Annotated in this window: 13 protein-coding genes; 5 read left to right on the forward strand and 8 right to left on the reverse strand. The window is 73.4% G+C overall.

Translation table 11 applies throughout. The features are described 5' to 3' along the window. Positions 1-12 precede the first annotated feature (12 nt). Positions 13-1,317: an ABC transporter substrate-binding protein gene (locus ACJ9NR_RS34865; protein WP_412491824.1), complete on the reverse strand. Its 1,305-nt coding sequence runs from the start codon at positions 1,315-1,317 to the stop codon at positions 13-15. 5 nt (positions 1,318-1,322) lie between these two features. Next, on the reverse strand, positions 1,323-2,234 hold the full coding sequence (locus ACJ9NR_RS34870; RefSeq protein ID WP_412490676.1) for an endo alpha-1,4 polygalactosaminidase: 912 nt from the start codon (positions 2,232-2,234) through the stop codon (positions 1,323-1,325). A 260-nt stretch (positions 2,235-2,494) separates the two neighbouring features. Between ACJ9NR_RS34870 and ACJ9NR_RS34875 the strand changes: the two genes are divergently transcribed. Together ACJ9NR_RS34875 and ACJ9NR_RS34880 are read left to right on the forward strand one after the other, a co-directional pair. After that, positions 2,495-3,466 (forward strand): aldo/keto reductase, encoded by a 972-nt coding sequence (locus ACJ9NR_RS34875; RefSeq protein ID WP_412490675.1) that lies wholly within the window; start codon positions 2,495-2,497, stop codon positions 3,464-3,466. Positions 3,467-4,149: 683 nt separating this feature from the next. Next, the gene (locus ACJ9NR_RS34880; protein WP_412490674.1) at positions 4,150-5,997 is read left to right on the forward strand and encodes an RICIN domain-containing protein; all 1,848 of its coding nucleotides are present in this window, start codon (positions 4,150-4,152) and stop codon (positions 5,995-5,997) included. A 9-nt stretch (positions 5,998-6,006) separates the two neighbouring features. On the opposite strand, the gene ACJ9NR_RS34885 is transcribed toward ACJ9NR_RS34880, so the two are convergent. The 3 genes from ACJ9NR_RS34885 to ACJ9NR_RS34895 all read right to left on the reverse strand — a co-directional run bounded on the left by ACJ9NR_RS34885 (position 6,007) and on the right by ACJ9NR_RS34895 (position 9,575). Beyond that, positions 6,007-7,260, reverse strand: coding sequence for an SLC13 family permease (locus ACJ9NR_RS34885; protein ID WP_412491823.1), 1,254 nt, complete (start codon positions 7,258-7,260; stop codon positions 6,007-6,009). Between the two features lie 107 nt (positions 7,261-7,367). Continuing rightward, complete coding sequence (locus tag ACJ9NR_RS34890) at positions 7,368-8,075, reverse strand: DUF4232 domain-containing protein (protein WP_412490673.1); 708 nt, start codon at positions 8,073-8,075, stop codon at positions 7,368-7,370. A gap of 126 nt (positions 8,076-8,201) precedes the next feature. Next, a complete protein-coding gene (locus ACJ9NR_RS34895) occupies positions 8,202-9,575 on the reverse strand; it encodes a serine/threonine-protein kinase (protein WP_412490672.1) in 1,374 nt (457 codons plus the stop codon). Between the two features lie 19 nt (positions 9,576-9,594). On the opposite strand from ACJ9NR_RS34895, the gene ACJ9NR_RS34900 reads away from it, so the two are divergent. After that, positions 9,595-10,164 carry an RNA polymerase sigma factor gene (locus tag ACJ9NR_RS34900; RefSeq protein WP_412490671.1) on the forward strand — a complete coding sequence of 190 codons (570 nt, stop codon included), beginning with the start codon at positions 9,595-9,597 and terminating at the stop codon, positions 10,162-10,164. Between the two features lie 28 nt (positions 10,165-10,192). Here ACJ9NR_RS34900 and ACJ9NR_RS34905 read toward each other — a convergent pair whose 3' ends face one another. Next, complete coding sequence (locus tag ACJ9NR_RS34905) at positions 10,193-12,580, reverse strand: SpoIIE family protein phosphatase (protein WP_412490670.1); 2,388 nt, start codon at positions 12,578-12,580, stop codon at positions 10,193-10,195. Between the two features lie 216 nt (positions 12,581-12,796). On the opposite strand from ACJ9NR_RS34905, the gene ACJ9NR_RS34910 reads away from it, so the two are divergent. Both ACJ9NR_RS34910 and ACJ9NR_RS34915 read left to right on the forward strand, forming a co-directional pair. Beyond that, a complete protein-coding gene (locus tag ACJ9NR_RS34910; protein ID WP_412490669.1) occupies positions 12,797-12,958 on the forward strand; it encodes a hypothetical protein in 162 nt (53 codons plus the stop codon). Positions 12,959-13,132: 174 nt separating this feature from the next. Continuing rightward, entirely contained in the window at positions 13,133-15,376 is a 2,244-nt protein-coding gene (locus ACJ9NR_RS34915; RefSeq protein WP_412490668.1) for a glycoside hydrolase family 9 protein, read from the forward strand. Here the strand turns inward: ACJ9NR_RS34915 and qcrB are convergent. Then, positions 15,367-16,842 (reverse strand): cytochrome bc1 complex cytochrome b subunit, encoded by a 1,476-nt coding sequence (gene qcrB, locus ACJ9NR_RS34920; RefSeq protein WP_412490667.1) that lies wholly within the window; start codon positions 16,840-16,842, stop codon positions 15,367-15,369. The genes ACJ9NR_RS34915 and qcrB overlap by 10 nt on opposite strands. Next, on the reverse strand, positions 16,839-17,744 hold the full coding sequence (sigJ, locus tag ACJ9NR_RS34925) for an RNA polymerase sigma factor SigJ (protein ID WP_412490666.1): 906 nt from the start codon (positions 17,742-17,744) through the stop codon (positions 16,839-16,841). Before sigJ ends, qcrB begins: the two co-directional genes overlap by 4 nt. Between the last annotated feature and the right edge of the window lie 13 nt (positions 17,745-17,757).

Here is a 17,757-nt window from a genome sequence, read left to right on the forward strand (position 1 = left end):
GTACCGGGGAAGTCACCTGGGGATCAGCAGGGCCGCGTCGGCCTTCTCGGCGCATCGGTGCACGGCGTGCTCCGGGGAGTCCCGGCCGAGCAGGACGGAGACGGCCGCCTCGCCGAGCGCCTGGGAGATCTGCGGGTAGGCCGCGTGGATGGGACGGACGCGGGCCGAGCGCAGGGCATCGGTGAACACCGCGAGGCCGGTGGTGCCGGCGCTGTGCCGCCGCCACTCCGGCCGGTCGGCCGTCGCCGTGCTCAGCGGCAGGCTGCCCGCCGAGGCGTCCCAGCGCACGTCCTGCGCGGGCTGCGTCATCCAGCGCACGAACTCCTTCGCGGCCCGGGAGCGGGCGCCGCCGTTGTCGAACACCGTCCAGGTGTCCGGACCCGAGATGGTCACCGGACGCCCGCTGTACGACGGCAGCGGCACCACGTCGTAGTCGATGCCGGCGGTGATGATGTCCGGCAGCTCCCAGGGCCCGGTGGGGACCATCCCCATCCGGCCGCTGAGGAAGACCTGGTACATCTGCTCGCTGCCGGTCTTCATGTCGACGTAGACGCTCCGGTCGCGGGCGAGCCGGGCGACCGTCCCGAGCGCGCGCACCCCCTGGTCCGCGAAGCCGATGTGCTTGCCGTCCGCGGCGACGACCTCGCCGCCGAGGTCCCAGATCATCGGCCACAGCCGCCAGACGGTGTCCTCGTCGCCGACGCCCGGCCAGCCCGTGCCGAAGACGCCCCGGCCGGAGTCGGTCAGCCGCCGTGCCGTGGCGGTGAACTCGTCCCAGGTCCAGCCGGCCTTCGGGAAGGGGACGCCGGCCCGCCGGAACAGCGTGCGGTTGTAGACGACCGCCAGCGAGTCGAGCACCGCGGGCGCCGCCCGCACCCGGCCGTTGACGGTCACCGCCTCGCGCACCGGCTTCCAGTACGAGCTCCACGGCGTCGGACCGTCGCGCATCGCGTCGGTCAGGTCGACCACCCGCGGCGAGCGCGCCACGCTGGCCAGGTCCGAACCGAAGATGTAGGCGACGTCCGGGTACGAACCGGCCGCGAGCGCGGCCGTCACCTTCTGCAGCATCGCGTCGGCGAGCACTCCGCCGCCGCCCGCGTCGACGTGGATGGCGGGATGCGTGCGGTTGAACTCGGCGACCAGCTTCTCCAGCGCCTTGCGCGCCGTGTCCGACTGCCCGTGCCACAGCTCCACGGTCACCCTGCCGCCGGCGCCCACTCCGTCCGAGCCGCCGCCGGCGCAGGCGCTCACGGCGGCGGCGGAGGCGGCGGAGGCCGCGCCCAGCAGCAGCCGGCGACGTGTCATGCCGTCGGTCATCGCGCTCACCGCACCTTGCGCACGTAGTGGCCGCTGCCCGGCGTCGACACCATCACGTCCCGGCGGACGATGCTCAGCCGGCCGCCGAAGCCCGCCAGCGCCTTGCGCAGCCCGCTGTCGGAGTACTCGATCACCAGCACCCGGTCGTCGAATGCCTTCGCGTACGTCCCGCACTCGTCGTACTCGGCGCACTCCTCGGCGACCGCGAAGTCCAGCCCCGTCCGCTTCCTGAGCCCGGCCAGCTCCACCGTGTTCTTCTGCCCGATGGCCAGGTGCCGGGCGTGCGCGCGGCGGGACAGGAGCGTGATGAAGGCGGTGGCGTCGTTCGCGCTCAGCAGGTGCCGGGAGCGGGTGTAGCTGTCGTAGTTGTCGGGCTCGACGGCGTCGTATCCCTTGGCCGCGCAACCGTCGATCCACGTGCCGATCCGCGCCGCCACGCGTGCGCGCTTGGCCGGTGTGCGGATGTCGAGCAGCGCCTCGCCCCAGTCCTCGTCGACGACGACCTTGCCCCGCGCGTCCCGCAGCAGCAGGTCGGCGGGCCAGGAGCCGCGCTCGTCGGGCTGGGCCTGGAAGGCGTTGACGTAGCAGATGTTGTACAGGCCGGGCGCCGGCGGCGCCGTACGGTCGCGGCTGACGATGCGCACGCCCGCCGGTGGGGGATAGGCGCCGCCGATCTGGTAGTCGAAGCCGGCGTGCCGGGGCGGGAGGCGGACGCCGGTGGGCGCCGGCCGGTCCGGGGCGGTGGCCTTCGTGCCGGACGTCCCGGACGCGGGACCACGCGCCGACCTCGACGGCTTCGGCTCCGCGGGCGAGGGCGCGGAGGACGAACCGCACGCCGACAACCCGGCGACGAGAAGAAGGCAGGCGCCGACGGCCGTCCCGAGACCTCCGACGCGGGATACACCCTTGGCGGGCATGTCCGCTCCATCAATCGCGGGTACGACCCCGCCTCGGACCGGGTGTCCGGTCGGTCCTGGCGACTGGGGCCGGACTTGGAGCTCGTCCGCTACCGGCTGGGCGCACCTCTGTGTGCCCCGCTGCACGCGGCGGCACGTCTGAAGGATGAAAGCGTCCGGCGTGGCTTGCCGTCAAGAGGGGACGGTAAAGCGGAGGCGCGTGGGACATGACGTCGTACGCTCCCCACTGGTACCCCCTCCCGAAGGCAGGAGCAGCAACGATGCAGTACGTGAAGCTCGGTTCGACGGGCCTCGAGGTGTCGCGGATCTGTCTGGGCTGTATGACCTACGGACTGCCCGACCGCGGCACGCACGAGTGGACGCTCGACGAGGAGGCCTCGCGTCCGCTGATCCGGCAGGCGCTGGAGGCCGGCGTCAACTTCTTCGACACGGCGAACGTCTACTCCGACGGCACCAGCGAGGAGATCGTCGGCAGGGCGCTGCGCGAGTTCGCGAGCCGCGACGAGATCGTCCTCGCCACGAAGGTGAACGGCCGGATGCGGCCCGGGCCCAACGGCGCGGGCCTGTCCCGCAAGGCGATCCTCTCCGAGATCGACCACAGCCTGACCCGGCTCGGCACCGACTACGTCGACCTGTACCAGATCCACCGGTTCGACCCGCACACCCCGGTCGAGGAGACGATGGAGGCCCTGCACGACCTGGTGAAGGCGGGCAAGGTGCGCTACATCGGAGCCAGTTCGATGTTCGCCTGGCAGTTCTCCAAGATGCAGTACACCGCCGAGCGGCACGGCTGGACCAGGTTCGTGTCCATGCAGAACCACTACAACCTCCTCTACCGCGAGGAGGAGCGCGAGATGCTGCCGCTCTGCGCCGACCAGGGCGTCGGCGTCCTGCCGTGGAGCCCGCTCGCCCGCGGCCGGCTCACCCGGGACTGGGGGACGGTCACCGAACGCAGCGCCAACGACAACTTCGGCGACCGCCTCTACGCCGACAGCGACCGCACCATCGTCGAGGCCGTCACCCGCCTCGCGAACGACCGCGGCGTCCCGCGCGCCCAGGTCGCGCTCGCCTGGCTGCTGCACCAGGACACGGTGGCCGCCCCGATCATCGGCGCCGCCAAGCCGCACCACATCGAGGACGCGGTGGCCGCGGTCGAGCTGGAGCTGAGCGAGAAGGAGCTCGAGGAGCTGCAGCAGCCGTACGAGCCCCACGCGATCGCCGGGCACGGCTGACCGGGGCCCGGCCGCGGGGCCGCGTGAGGCCGTCGGTCGCGTGCGGCGCCATGGTGGCCGGCCGCGCGATGCCCGCGGCCGGCTGCGCGCCGCCGGCTGATGGGGCCCGTGCGGCGCGAACCCGGTGCCGCGCGGGCCCGCCCCCTCGCTCTCCGGCAACGGCACCCGGTCGCCGTACGGGGTCGGCGTGCGGTGGCGGGTGCCGCCGCGGGCGGCGGACCGGCCGACGCGGTTCCGCCCCGCCCTTACCGTGCGGGAGGCCAAGGGGCGCAGCCGGAGGCGGGTCGTGCGCGCCACTCGCCGGATGTGCGGCCCAGGGGCAGGTCAATGGTTCGGACGGGGCCCTTTCCCGAGGCCCGTCGAATACGATTCCGAACGGCCGGACGGCTTGGCTGACAATTCGTCAACAGCCGCCGCGGGGCGAGTAATGCACAAATCCGCGTGATCTCTTGTTGGGCGTCCCTGACCTGTGCAAAGGTGTGCGCTGTCGGCGCACGGACCAGAGGCATTTCCGCCGTGCGTGCGAGGCCGCTCCTCTTTCGTCTACGCTCCAAAAGAGCTTCCCCAGGCGGGCGTTGGAGCAGCCGAACCCCGTACCGGCGGACCCCGTCGCCTCGGCGGAGGGGATCCCCATACCCATTGGTATGGACTTTATGCCGCATGCCCCCGAGAGGAATGCAGCCGTGAAAGACACCGGCCTGTCGAATTCCCCCAGGTCCGACCGCCGGTTCGACGTGACGGACGAACAACTGAGCGCCGAACTCAAAAAGTGGACGGGCACGACGCCCGCGCTGCAACCCGTCGGCGAACTCCTCGACCGGCACTGGGAAGCGGCATTCGCCTACGCCCGGCTGTGCACCGACGGCGCCGCTTCCGCGGGAATGCTCACAACTGCCGCTTTCACCCGCCTTTTCGGAGAAACGCTGCGGCAGAACGGCCCCACCTCCGCATGGCGGCCCCAGCTGCTGGTCACCGTGCGCCGTATCGCGGCGGAGTGGGACGACGACCACAGACGCGAACACCTCGGCCCGGACCTGCGCGCGGGCGGCCGGCGTGTCGCGGCCCTGCTGCTGCCGTCGCCCGCCCGGCGCCTGCTGTCCGGTGCCTTCCAGCGCCTGCCCCAGTCGGCCCGCTGCCTGCTGTGGCACACCGAGGTCGAGGCCGAAGCGCTGGACGTACCCGCCGGATTGCTGGGTCTGGAGGTGGAGGACGCGCGCGTCGAACTGGAGCGGGCCCGCGAGCGGCTGCGTGAGGAGTGCCTCCAGGTCCACCGCGAACTCGCTCCCGAGCAGGAGTGCCGGCGCTTCCTGCGGATGCTCGACGTGACCTACCGGCGCGGCGACATCGACATCGACCCCGACCTCGCCGCCCACCTCTCCCGCTGCCGGCACTGCCGGCACACCGCGGACCAGCTGGCCCAGTTCCACCACGGACTCGGCCTCGCGCTGGCTGAGGCGGTGCTCGGCTGGGGCGCGCGGGCCTACGTGGAGTCCCGCACCGCCTGGCCCGAGGACCCCGGCCCGCTCCCCCCGGAGGTCCCCGCCCCGCCGATACCGGGCGAGCCGTTCGCCCCCGTGCCCGCCACGGGCCCGCGCCCCGGTGGCCGCGCCGCCTCCCGCCGCTCGGCCGGCAAGGCCGCCCGGCGCCGCGCCGCCGCCCGCCGCCGCAATCTCGCGGCGGCCGCCGTGACGGTGAGCGCGCTGATCGTGCTGCCGCTGGTCCTGTGGTCCGTCCTCGGCTCCGACGGCACCACCACGGCCGGCGGCGGCAAGCCCTCCGGGGCGCCCGGCCGAGGCCAGGGCTCACCGACCGCCGATCCGTCCTGGATCGGCACCGGCACCGGCACGGGCGCCCGGGGCGCCCTGCGCGGCCGGCTGCGCAACCGCGGCTCCGGCCTGTGCGTCGCCGTCGTCGGCGGCAAGGCCGCCGCGGGGGCGGAGACCGCACTCGCCGCGTGCTCCTCGGCGGCCGTGCAGCAGTGGTCGTACGAGACGGACGGCCGCCTGCGCAGCGTCACCGACCCCAGCCTGTGCCTCGACTCCCACCTCGGCTTCTCGGTGCTGCTCGCCCCGTGCACGGGCAACTCCGCGCCGAAGAGCAGGAACGTCCGCTACGACTTCACCCTGCGGGGCACCCTGGTGCCGCGCTGGAACCAGGACCTGGCGCTGACCCCCGCCGCCACCGACGGCTCGGGCGCGCTGGTGGCGAAGAACCGCGACAACAGCGCCGTCCAGCGCTGGGTGTTCGACGGCTCGAAGGACGACCTCGAGATGCAGGTGGTCAACTGGGACACCGACGGCGGCACCGCGCCGTCGCCCTCGGCCAGGACCGCCCCGAAGACCGCGCGGACACCGGCTCCCACACCGACGCCGTCCGCGACCCCGACGACCGCCCGGCCGACGCCGACGACCTCGTACCCCACGAACCCGTACTGCTCCTACAACCCCTACTCCTGCGGCTGGGACGGCTCCGGGTACGGCGGTTACGGGTACGGCGGCGGTTACGGACACGGCGGTGGCGGCCGCCACTGACCGCGACGCTCAGCCGGCCACCCGCAGGGACAGCCACAGCGCCGCCACGGCCGGGACGAGCGCGGCCGGGGTGGCGAGCAGGCCGAGCCGGGTGAACCGGGCGAGCCGGACCTCGTGCCCCTCCCGGTGCAGGATGCGCCGCCACAGCAGCGTCGCCAGCGATCCCGCGTAGGTGAGGTTCGGGCCGATGTTCACCCCGAGCAGCACCGCCAGGACGGCGCCGGGCCCCGCCGCGGCGGTCAGCGGCAGCAGGACCAGCACCGCGGGCAGATTGTTGATCAGGTTCGCCAGTACGGCCGCCACCGCGGCGATGCCCAGCAGCGCGAGCAGCCCCGAGCCGCCGGGCAGCACATGGCCGAGCGCGCCGGCGAGCCCGTGGTCGACGACCGACCGCACCACCACGCCGAGCGCGAGGACGAACGCCAGGAACGCCGGCTGCGCCGCCCGCACCACCGACAGGGGTGTGGCGCGCCGCCGCAGCAGCGCGCGGCCGGCCAGCACCAGCGCGCCCGCGGCGGCCACCCAGGCCGGTTCGATGCCGACCGCCGAGGCCACGACGAATCCGGCCAGCGTGCAGCCCACGGTGACCAGGGCGAACAGGGGCGGTTCGGGTGCCGCGCCGACGGCCGGGGGGCGGACGGAGACGGCCAGGTCGGTGTCGAAGAAGCGCCGGAGGACCAGGTACTCGGCACCGATCGCGACCAGCCACGGCAACGCCATCAGCGCCGCGAACCGGATGAAGCTCAGCCCGCTCGTCTCGAACGCCAGCAGGTTGGTGAGGTTGGAGACGGGCAGCAGCAGCGAGGCCGTGTTCGACAGGTGGGCGCACGCGTACAGATGCGGCCTGGCCCGCACCCCCGCCCGGGCGGCGGTGGCGAGCACCACCGGTGTCAGCAGCACCACGGTGGCGTCCAGGCTGAGCACCGCCGTGATCGCCGAGGCCAGCACGAAGACCGCCGCGAGCAGCCGCCCGGGGGACCCCGCCGCCTGCCGCGCCATCCAGGCGCCGCACGCCTGGAAGAGGCCCTCGACGTCACAGAAGTGCGCCAGGACCAGCACCGCGGCCAGGAAGCCGACCACCGGGGCCAGGCTCGCGGCCTCGGTCCGCGCGTGCTCCGGTGAGATCGCCCCCGCCGCGATCAGCACCCCGGCGGCCGGCACGGCCGCCACGGCCTCGGGCAGGCCCCCGGGACGCACCACGGCGAAGGCCAGCACGGCGACGAGCAGGACGACGGACAGCGTTTCGGCGAGCGGGGTGTTCAGGGCGGGTCCTTCGGGCGGTTCTGCGCCGGGGACCCTCGGGGTGGATCAGCGCGGGGACCCTCCATGAAAGCAGGCCGGGGCGGACAGTCCGCCCGGACCCCCGCCGATCAGGCTCCGGTGCCGGGCCGGAACACCGTCAGACGGACCGAGGAGGCGTTGCCCGACACCGGCACCGGGCCGCCCTGCCAGGGCACCGTCAGATGGGCCCGCTCGTCCGGCGGGGTCACCAGCAGGGACGCCGGGGTGGCCGTGCGGGCCCCGCTGATGCCGGGGTTGGAGAAGGTCAGCCCGGCCCAGGCGCTCCTGCCCGGTGCCAGCGACACGGTCGCGGGCGTGCCCGGGGAGCGCGTCGGGTCGGCGCCCAGCTGCCTGCCGGACCCGTCGACGAACGCGGCGCCCGGGTAGCCGCGCACCGTGCAGGTGTGCGAGGAGGTGTTGGTCAGCACGATCGGGAAGTTCTCCTGCCCGGCACCGGGGTTGTTGCGCCCGACGGTCGCCCTCAGCTCGGAGGTGTGGCAACGGCCCCCTCCCGAGGTGCCGGCCGGCGTGGAGGCGCCCTTGCCCGGGGCGGTGGACGCGGCGGTCGGCCGCGCCGTGCCCGGGGCGGTGCCACCGGCGGCGGTGTGCGACGCCGAGGCGGACGGGGCCGCCGAGTCGGTGCCGTGACCGGTGGCGGGCGCGGCCGTACCGGAGAGGGTCTGCGGAGAGCTCGCCGAGGTGGCGCCGTCGTTGCCGCAGGCCGTCAGCAGGCCCAGCACGGCGACCGCGCTCGCGGCCAGCGCCGCCCGGTGGACCGAGGGGGACTTCTTGGTCATCTTCCTCAACACTCCCGGAGATCTCACGCCTGCGTCCTGTCCTCTGCGTACGGCGCCCTGTGCCCCGTCCAACCTCTCCGATGCGCGTCCGGGCGGAAAAGTTCGCACCCGGCCGGGTGATTCCGGTCAGCTTCCGACCCGTACCGAGTCCAGGACCCGGTCGGTCGCCGAGGCCCGGCCGTTCTGGCGGATCTGCACGTACACCCGGGCCCGCGCGCCGCCCCGCGCCGGGGCGAGCGCGGCCTCCGTGACCGAGCCCCCTCCCGGGCAGCCGGACCAGCTGCGCACCCGCCCCCGCCAGGGACCGCTGGCGTAGGCGCGGCCGCCGTCGTAGTGGCAGGCGGGGTGGGTGAGGGCGGTCACGGCGGCGGTGAGGTCCCCGTGCTCGCTCAGGCCCACGAACACGCCGTTCACCTCGGTCCCCAGGTCCTGCCACTTGGTGAGGCGGTCCGCGACGGCCAGCGCCGGCTCGTGGCCGGAGGGCAGGCCGAGGGCCCCGGGATCCCATCCGGAGTCGCGCAGCTGGCGGCCCCAGCCCTCGGGCACCTCGGCGGCGACACGGCCGGTCGAGTCCGTGACCCGCAGCTCCGTCGCCGGTGACTGCCGGTTCACCAGGGCGGCCGTCACACCGACGACGGCGGCGGCGGTGGCGACGGCGGCGGCCGAGAGGACGGCCGTACGGCGCCTGCGCGGGCGGTGGTCGCAGGCGGCGAGCCGCTCCAGCTCCTGGGCGAAGGCCTCCGCGTCCGGCCAGCGGCGCCCGCGCTCCGGTGCCAGCGCCCGCATCAGCGCCCGCCGGACCGCTGGGGCCAGGTCCGGGCGCAGCCGGTCGGGCCGCACCACCTTGCCGGGCTCACCCGGGACCTCGCCGGTGACCAGGTGGTAGCCGACCGCGCCCAGGCTGTAGACATCGGCGCGGGCGTCGATGCCCGCGCCCGGCTCGGCCTGCTCGGGCGGCCGGTACCCCGCCGAGCCCGCGACCTGGGTCAGACCCGAGGCCTGTGCCAGGCTCTTGGCCAGCCCGAGGTCGGCGAGCAGCACCCGCGACACGCCCTCGGGGTCGTCGGGCGAGGCGCACAGCAGCACGTTGCTCGGCTTGATGTCCCGGTGCACGATCCCCGCCGCGTGCAGCGCGGCCGCCCCACGGGCGGCCAGCGCCGTCAGGCTCAGCGCCTCGGACACGGGCAGCGCGCCGTCGGCCAGCAGGTCGGCGAGGGTGCCGCCGTCGGCGTACTCCATCACGAAGTAGGGCCTGCCGTCGGACAGCTCGCCGATGTCGTAGACCTGGACGATCCGGTCCGAACCGGCCCGGCGCAGCATCCGTGCCTCGGACAGGAACCGCTCGCGCACGTCGAGCCGGTGCGACCAGTTGTCGGCGAGGACCTTGACCGCCACCGGTGCCTGGAGCTCGTCGTCGTGCGCGAGCCAGACCGTGCCGAACGCGCCCGTGCCGAGGCGCCGTTCGAGACGGTAGCGCCCGATCCGCTCGACGGAATGCATACGACTATCATGCCTGTACGTGGATCACTTCCGAGGAGAGCCCCTGGTTACGCCCACCGAGGACCTGGCCCGCGGCGCCGCGGGAGGTGACGCGGCGGCCCTGGACGAGCTGCTCCAGGCGATCGGGCCCGAAGTCCTGAGGCGCTGCGTCCGCTTCCTGCCCTGCCGCGAGGACGCCGAGGAGGCGGCGCAGGACGCCCTGCTCCAGGTGGCCCGGAAGATCGCCACCTTCCAGGGCCGGAGCCGCTTCAGCACCTGGCTCTACACGGTCGTCGCCAACTGCTGCCGCCAGAAGTACCGCGAACTCAAGCGGCGGGCGGCCGAACAGCCGGTGGCGATCGACACCGAACGGCAGGTGGATCCGCGCACGACGAGCGTCATCGCCGGCTCCCGGCTCGACCTGCTGGAGGCGCTGGACCGGCTGGAGCGCGAGCACCCCCAGCTCGTCGAGCCGCTGGTCTACCGCGACATCTGCCAGCTCGACTACGCCGAGGCGGCCGAGCGGGCCGGCATCCCGCTGGGAACGTTCAAGTCACGGCTGCACGAGGCGCGCAAGCAGGTCAGGCCCTGGCTGACGGCCGCGTCCTGAAAGGCGGCCGGTCCGCGGCCGGTCCGCCTCAGTCCTCCTCCAGCAGTCCGATCTCCGACCAGATCGTCTTGCCCTCCGCCGTGTGCCGGCTGCCCCAGCGCTGGGTGAGCTGGGCGACCAGCAGCAGCCCGCGCCCGCCCTCGTCCCAGGTCTTGGCGCGGCGCAGGTGCGGAGCCGTGTGGCTGGTGTCCGACACCTCGCAGATCAGCGTGGTCGTGTCGTGGATCAGGCGCAGCCGGATCGGATGGGCGCCGTAGCGGATCGCGTTGGTGACCAGCTCGCTGACCACCAGCTCGGCCGTGAACGAGGCGTCCTGCAGCCCCCAGGTCCCCAGCTGCTCGACGACCTGCTTGCGGATCGGGGCCACCAGCGCGGGATCGGCGGGGATGTGCCAGGTGGCGACCTGCGAGGCGGGCAGCCCCCGGGTGCGCGCGAGCAGCAGGGCCACGTCGTCGGGGGCGCCGCCGGTGGGCAGCAGCCGGTGCAGTACGCGGTCGCAGGTCTCGTCCAGCGAGTCCGAGTCCGTCGACAAGGCCTCGCACAGCAGCCGGTGGCTGGCGTCCACGTCGCGCTCACGGGACTCGATCAGCCCGTCCGTGTAGAAGGCCAGCACACTGCCCTCGCGCAGTTCGAGTTCGGCGGACTCGAAGGGCAGTCCGCCCAGCCCGAGCGGCGGCCCGGCCGGCAGCTCGATCCGCCGCGGCGCACCGCCCGGGGGGACCACGACCGGCGGCGGATGCCCGGCCCGGGCCAGTGTGCAGCGCCGTGAGACCGGGTCGTAGACCGCGTAGAGGCAGGTGGCGCCGACCTCGCCGGGACTGCCCTCGTGTCCGGCCTCCGCGGACAGCCGTACGACCAGGTCGTCGAGGTGGGTCAGGAGCTCGTCGGGGGCCAGGTCGATGTCGGCGAGGGTGCGCACGGCGGTGCGCAGGCGGCCCATGGTGGCCGATGCCTGGATGCCGTGCCCGACGACGTCCCCGACGACCATCGCGACCCGCATCCCGGACAGCGGGATCACGTCGAACCAGTCGCCGCCCACTCCGGCCCGCGCCGCCGGAAGATAGCGGGAGGCCCCGTCCACGGCGGCCGTGGACGGCAGGGAGCGGGGCAGCAGGCTGCGCTGCAGGGCGAGGGCGGTCTCCCGCTCCCGGGAGTAGCGGCGGGCGTTGTCGATGCAGACGGCGGCGCGGGCCGTGATCTCCTCGGCCAGCAGCACGTCGTCGGGCGTGAACGCCTCCTGGCGCGCGGAGCGGTACAGCACCGCGACACCGAGTGTCAGGCCGCGGGCCCGGATCGGCACGGACATCGTGGAGTGGACGCCGTACTCCTTGAGCCGTTCCAGGCGCCGCGGGTCCCAGGCGAGCCACTGCGCGAGGTCGTCGGCGTCGGCCGTCGCCACGATCGAGTGGCCCGCCAGCAGCGGATCGACCTGCGGGGAGGGGGTGGGGTAGCGGTCCACGTGCCCGATCGCGACCACGGCCTCGGGTGTGCCGGGGTTGACGGACAGGTGGGCGGTGCGGCGCAGGGCGACCGGGACGGTCGGCGTGCCGGCGAACGGTTCTCCGCCTGGGTCCTGCGGGTCCAGCAGGTCGACGCTGACGAAGTCGGCGAGGGCGGGCACGCAGACCTCTGCCAGCTCCTCGGCGGTCCGGGTGACGTCGAGGGTGGTGCCGATGCGGACGCTCGCCTCGTTGACGAGCTGCAGCCGCTCGCGGGCCAGGTACTGCTCGGAGAAGTCGTGGGCGGCGATGCACACGCCCCGGACCCTCCCGGACGGGTCGGTGATCGGGGACATGCGGGCCAGCCAGGCGTTCACCCGGCCGTCGATGCCCATCGGCACGTAGGTCCGCACGTCGTGGCCCTGGCCGGTGGCCAGCACGCGGCGCAGCTGGCGGTCGATGTCGGCGCCCTGCGGTCTGCCGCTGACCTCGGACAGCCGCAGCCCGCGCACATGCTCCTCCGGCAGCCCCAGCACCCTGGCCATGACGTCGTTCATCCGGCGCACCCGGAGCCGGTCGTCGCAGATGGCGACGGCGCAGGGGGACTGCAGCAGCCCCGCCTCCTCCAGCGGGTCGTCGACCGCGTGCGGCAGCTCGCCCTGCAGCGGACTGACCACCAGCCACTGCGCGGGGCCGCCGTCCCCGGGCTCGGTGCGGTGGGCCAGCAGCCAGACGGTGACCGCGCTGCCGTCCCGGTGGCGCAGGGTGACGAGACCGTGCCAGCGGGGCCCCTCGGGGTCGAAGACCGGGCCGGTGGCCTCGCCGACCAGCAGCTCGGCCGCGGGCCGGCCCACGACCTCGGCCCCGGTCCGGCCCAGCAGCCGCTCGGCGCCGTCGCTCCAGCCGACGAGCGTGCCGTCCGCGTCGATCACCGCGCGAGCCGTCGCGGAATCGTCGAACGGGGTCACCGGACTCATCGCCACTCCATTGCGCACACTCACAGTGAACAGGCGCGTCACTTGAGTTCCAGCCTAGTCCGTCGGCGTGGTCACCGGACGGAAACCCCAGGCTGTCAGGGGAACCGGCGCGCGACGCGCGTGCGGAGGGCGCGGCCCGGGGGACAGGAGTACGGCACCGGACCCTTGACGGCCGCGCGTGACCCGGCGGAGGAATCCGTTCGTTCACGATCAGTTGTGAGTACGGCGGTCGACCGGTCCACCGCCCCGCACGCGCCGACGGTCGTCACCTTCGACGCGGTGCGCGGCTCCCGCCTCCGCCTCACCCCGACCAGCGCCCATCCCGGTGACGCGGCCGGGGCGGTCCGGATCAGCAGGCTGGTGGCGCCGGGCGGCTGAGCGGCCCGGGCGGTCCGGGCGGCCCGGGCGGTCCGGGCGGTCCGGACGGGAAACCGGTCCCGTCCGGACCGTTGACGAGTGTCATGGCAGCAACAAGCATGGCGGAGTCCGCATCTGGGAGCGCTCCCATGCGCGTGGGAGCGTCACCCGTCCCTCCGTCCGAGGAGCCCAGACGTGAAACGACGCAGAACCACGCTGCTGACCATCGTCGCCCTGCTGGGAGCGGCGCTCACCGCCCTGCCGGCCGGACCGGCGGCGGCGGAGGAGACCGAGCAGCTGAGGAACGGCACCTTCGACACCACCACCGACCCCTGGTGGGCTTCGCCCGGCGTCACCGCGGCCGTCTCGGACGGCCGGCTCTGCGCGGACGTCCCGGGCGGCACCGCCAACCGCTGGGACGCCGCCGTCGGCCAGAACGACGTCACCCTGGTGAAGGGGGAGTCCTACCGGTTCGCCTTCAAGGCGTCCGGCGCGCCCGGGGGCCATGTGGTGCGGGCGGTCGTGGGGCTCCAGGTGGCGCCGTACGACACCTACTTCGAGGTGAGCCCGCAGCTCTCCGTCTCCGGCGACAGCTACTCGTACACCTTCACCTCGCCCGTGGACACCACCCAGGCCCAGGTCGCCCTCCAGGCCGGCGGCAGCGCGGACGCGTGGCGGATGTGCATGGACGACGTGTCGCTGCTCGGCGGGGTGCCGCCCGAGGTGTACGAGCCGGACACCGGGCCGCGGGTGCGGGTCAACCAGGTCGCCTACCTGCCCCGGGGACCGAAGAACGCCACGCTGGTCACCGACGCCACCTCGAAGCTGCCCTGGCGGCTGCAGGACGCCGGCGGCGCGACCGTCGCACACGGCTGGACCGTGCCGCGCGGGGTCGACGTGTCCTCCGGACAGAACGTCCACTCGATCGACTTCGGCGCCTACCGCAGGGCGGGCAGCGGCCTGACGCTGGTCGCCGACGGCCAGACGAGCAGACCGTTCGACATCGGCACGCGCGCGTACGAGCGGCTGCGGCTCGACTCGGTGAAGTACTACTACACGCAGCGCAGCGGCATCGCGATCCGGGACGACCTGCGGCCGGGATACGGCCGCGCGGCCGGGCACGTCGACGTCGCGCCGAACCAGGGCGACTCCCACGTCCCCTGCCAGCCCGGCGTCTGCGACTACACCCTGGACGTCACCGGCGGCTGGTACGACGCGGGCGACCACGGCAAGTACGTCGTCAACGGCGGCATCTCCACCTGGGAGCTGCTGAGCACGTACGAGCGCGAACGGCTGGCCCGCACGGGTGAGCCGTGGAAGCTGCGGGACGGCACCCTCGCCATCCCGGAGAGCGGCAACAAGGTGCCCGACATCCTCGACGAGGCCCGCTGGGAACTGGAGTTCCTGCTGAAGATGCAGGTACCCGACGGGCAGCCGCTGGCCGGCATGGCCCATCACAAGATCCACGACGAACAGTGGACCGGTCTGCCCCTGCTGCCGAGCCAGGACCCGCAGAAGCGCGAACTGCACCCGCCGTCCACCCAGGCGACCCTCAACCTGGCGGCGACCGCCGCCCAGGCGGCCCGCCTGTACCGGCCCTACGACCGCGCCTTCGCGGCCAGGGCCCTGACCGCCGCCCGCAAGGCCTGGTCGGCGGCGCTCGCCCACCCCGAGATGTACGCCTCTCCCAGCGACGGCACCGGAGGCGGCACCTACGACGACACGAACGCCACCGACGAGTTCTACTGGGCGGCCGCGGAGCTGTACCTCACCACCGGGGAGAAGCAGTTCGCGGACTACGTCGTCCACTCACCCGTGAACACCGCCGACATCTTCGGCCCGCTCGGCTTCGACTGGGGCAGGACGGCGGCCGCCGGGCGCCTGGACCTGGCGACCGTGCCGAACCGGCTGCCCGGGCGCGACACGGTGCGCCGGTCGGTGGTCCGGGGCGCCGACCGCTACCTGGCGACGCTCAGGTCGCAGCCCTACGGCATGCCCTACGCCCCGGACGGCAACGTCTACGACTGGGGCTCCAGCCACCAGGTCCTCAACAACGCGGTCGTCCTGGCGACGGCGTACGACATCACCGGCTCCCCGAAGTACCGTGACGGCGCGGTCCAGAGCATGGACTACATCCTCGGCCGCAACGCGCTGAACATCTCGTACGTCACCGGCTACGGAGAGGTCAACGCGCACAACGAGCACAGCCGCTGGTACGCCCACGAGCTCGACCCGAGCCTGCCGAACCCGCCGGACGGCACCCTGGCCGGCGGGCCCAACTCCTCCATCCAGGACCCCTACGCACAGAGCAGGCTCCAGGGCTGCGTCGGCCAGTTCTGCTACATCGACGACATCCAGTCCTGGTCGACCAACGAGACCGCGATCAACTGGAACGCGGCCCTGGCCCGGATGGCGTCCTTCGTGGCGGATCAGCGCTGAGGCTCGCGCTCCACGAGTTCACCCTGCTGCCGCCGGTGCGCGGTCAGGGTGTGCAGTTCGGTCTGGTCGAGCGGCCGCCGCACCTCCACGTACTCGCCGTGCGGCAGCCGCTTGATCACGCCGGTCTCCCGGCCGTGCGACACCAGCTCCCGGTCCCGCAGCTGCAGTCCCAGGCAGATGCGGCGGGTGGCGGCGAAGACGGCCACCGGCACGACGAGCACCGCGACGCGGACCGTCCAGGTGACCGTGTTGATCGACAGGTGCAGGCGGGTCGCCACGATGTCGTTGCCGCCGCCCGCCAGCAGGAGCAGATAGACGCTGATCCAGGCCGCGCCGATCGCGGTGCGGACCGGGCGGTTGCGCGGGCGGTCCAGGATGTGGTGTTCGCGCTTGTCGCGGACCGCCCGCGCCTCCAGGAACGGGTAGACCCCGATGAACACCAGGAGCACCGGGAAGACCACGACGGGGATCAGCACGCCCAGCACCAGGGTGTGGCCCCCCAGGGTGACCTCCCAGCCCGGCATCACGCGCACCAGTCCCTCCGCGAAGCCCAGGTACCAGTCGGGCTGCGCGCCGGTGGAGACCTGGTCGGGGCGGAAGGGGCCGTAGACCCAGACCGGGTTGACCGACGCCACCGCGGCGAGGATCGAGAGGGTGCCGAAGACCAGGAAGAAGAAGCCGCCCGCCTTCGCCAGGTACACGGGGAGGAACGGGGCGCCGATCACGTTGCGCTCGGTCCGTCCCGGGCCCGCGAACTGCGTGTGCTTGTGGTACACGACCAGCAGGACGTGCGTGACGACGAGGGCCGCCATGAGGCCCGGGATCAGCAGGACGTGCAGGGAGTAGAAGCGGGCCACGACGTCGTGGCCGGGGAACTCCCCGCCGAACAGGAACATCGACAGGTACGTCCCCACGATCGGCACCGACAGCAGGGCGCCGTTGACGAAGCGCAGGCCCGTCCCCGACAGCAGGTCGTCCGGCAGCGAGTAGCCGAACAGGCCCTCGAACAGGCCCAGGAACAGCAGCGTCCAGCCGAACAGCCAGTTGATCTCGCGGGGCTTGCGGAAGGAGCCCGTGAAGAAGTGCCGCATCATGTGCGTGACCATCGCGGCGACGAAGACCAGTGCCGCCCAGTGGTGCAGCTGCCGGATCAGCAGCCCGCCGCGCACGTCGAAGCTGATGTCGAGCGTGGAGGCGTACGCCTCGGACATCCGCACGCCGTTGAGCGGGACGTAGCCGCCGTGGTACGTCACCTCGTTCATCGACGGGTGGAAGAAGAGCGTCAGGTAGACGCCGGTGAGGATCAGCACCACGAAGCTGTAGAGGCATATCTCGCCCAGCAGGAACGACCAGTGGTCGGGGAAGACCTTGCGCAGGTACTTCCTGCCGATCGTATGGATGCCGAGCCGGCCGTCGAGCCAGTCGGCGACCCGCTCGCCCCTGCCGGGCGTCCCGGTGGCGGTCACTCCTCCTCCTCCTTGTGGACGTGGGTGAGCTTGTCGGGGTTGGTGACGATGTAGATCCCGGAGACCCGGTCGCCCTCGGGAGTGAGGTCCATGACCATGACCGCGTACGGGGACTCGCCCTCGAACAGCACGGCGGCGTCGTCGCCGTTGACGCGGCGGTAGCGCAGGTCGAGTTCGCGGCGCCGGGCGCCGCCCCTGGTCGCGTACCCCGTGATCAGGCGGACCGCCTTGTCCCGGCCGTGCACCGGGCGCAGCCCCGCCGGCTTGCGGTTGCCGCCGCCGTCGGTCCACACCGTGACATCCGGTGCCAGGATCTCCATCAGCTCCGCGATGTCCCCGCCCAGCGCGGCCCGCACGAACCGCTCGGTCGCCTCCCGCCGCACCCGCGGATGCGCCCGGTAGCGGGGCCGCCGGGCGTGCACGTGCTCGCGCGCACGGTGGGCGAGCTGGCGCACGGCCGCGGGGGAGCGGTCGATGATGTCCGCGATCTCGGTGTGGGCGTAGCCGAACACCTCGTGCAGGACGAACACCGCGCGTTCCAGCGGGGTCAGCGACTCCAGCACCACCAGCATCGCGAGGGAGACGGACTCGTTGCGCAGGGCGGGGTCCTCGGGGCCGTCGTCGCAGACGAGGGGCTCGGGCAGCCAGGGGCCGACATAGGTCTCGCGGCGGCGGGCGACCGAGGCCCGGCGCTGCAGGGCGTGGTTGACGGCGATGCGGACCAGGTACGCGCGCGGGTTGGCGACCCCGTCGGTGCCCCGCCCCGACCAGGACAGCCAGGTCTCCTGCAGCACGTCCTCGGTGTCGGCGACGCTGCCCAGCATGTTGTAGACGAGACCGAACAGCAGCTCGCGATGGTTCATGAAGACGTCGGTCGCCTCGTCGACAGAGCTCTCGGACATGCGTGGGCCTCCC

The sequence above is a fragment of the Streptomyces sediminimaris genome (genome assembly GCF_047049295.1).
GTDB lineage: Bacteria > Actinomycetota > Actinomycetes > Streptomycetales > Streptomycetaceae > Streptomyces > Streptomyces sediminimaris.

Coding starts and splice junctions, on each gene's coding strand:
- ACJ9NR_RS34865 (WP_412491824.1), bottom strand. CDS start 1,317: ATGACCGACGGCATGACACGTCGCCGGCTGCTGCTGGGCGCGGCCTCC.
- ACJ9NR_RS34870 (WP_412490676.1), bottom strand. CDS start 2,234: ATGCCCGCCAAGGGTGTATCCCGCGTCGGAGGTCTCGGGACGGCCGTC.
- ACJ9NR_RS34875 (WP_412490675.1), top strand. CDS start 2,495: ATGCAGTACGTGAAGCTCGGTTCGACGGGCCTCGAGGTGTCGCGGATC.
- ACJ9NR_RS34890 (WP_412490673.1), bottom strand. CDS start 8,075: ATGACCAAGAAGTCCCCCTCGGTCCACCGGGCGGCGCTGGCCGCGAGC.
- ACJ9NR_RS34895 (WP_412490672.1), bottom strand. CDS start 9,575: ATGCATTCCGTCGAGCGGATCGGGCGCTACCGTCTCGAACGGCGCCTC.
- ACJ9NR_RS34905 (WP_412490670.1), bottom strand. CDS start 12,580: ATGAGTCCGGTGACCCCGTTCGACGATTCCGCGACGGCTCGCGCGGTG.
- sigJ (WP_412490666.1), bottom strand. CDS start 17,744: ATGTCCGAGAGCTCTGTCGACGAGGCGACCGACGTCTTCATGAACCAT.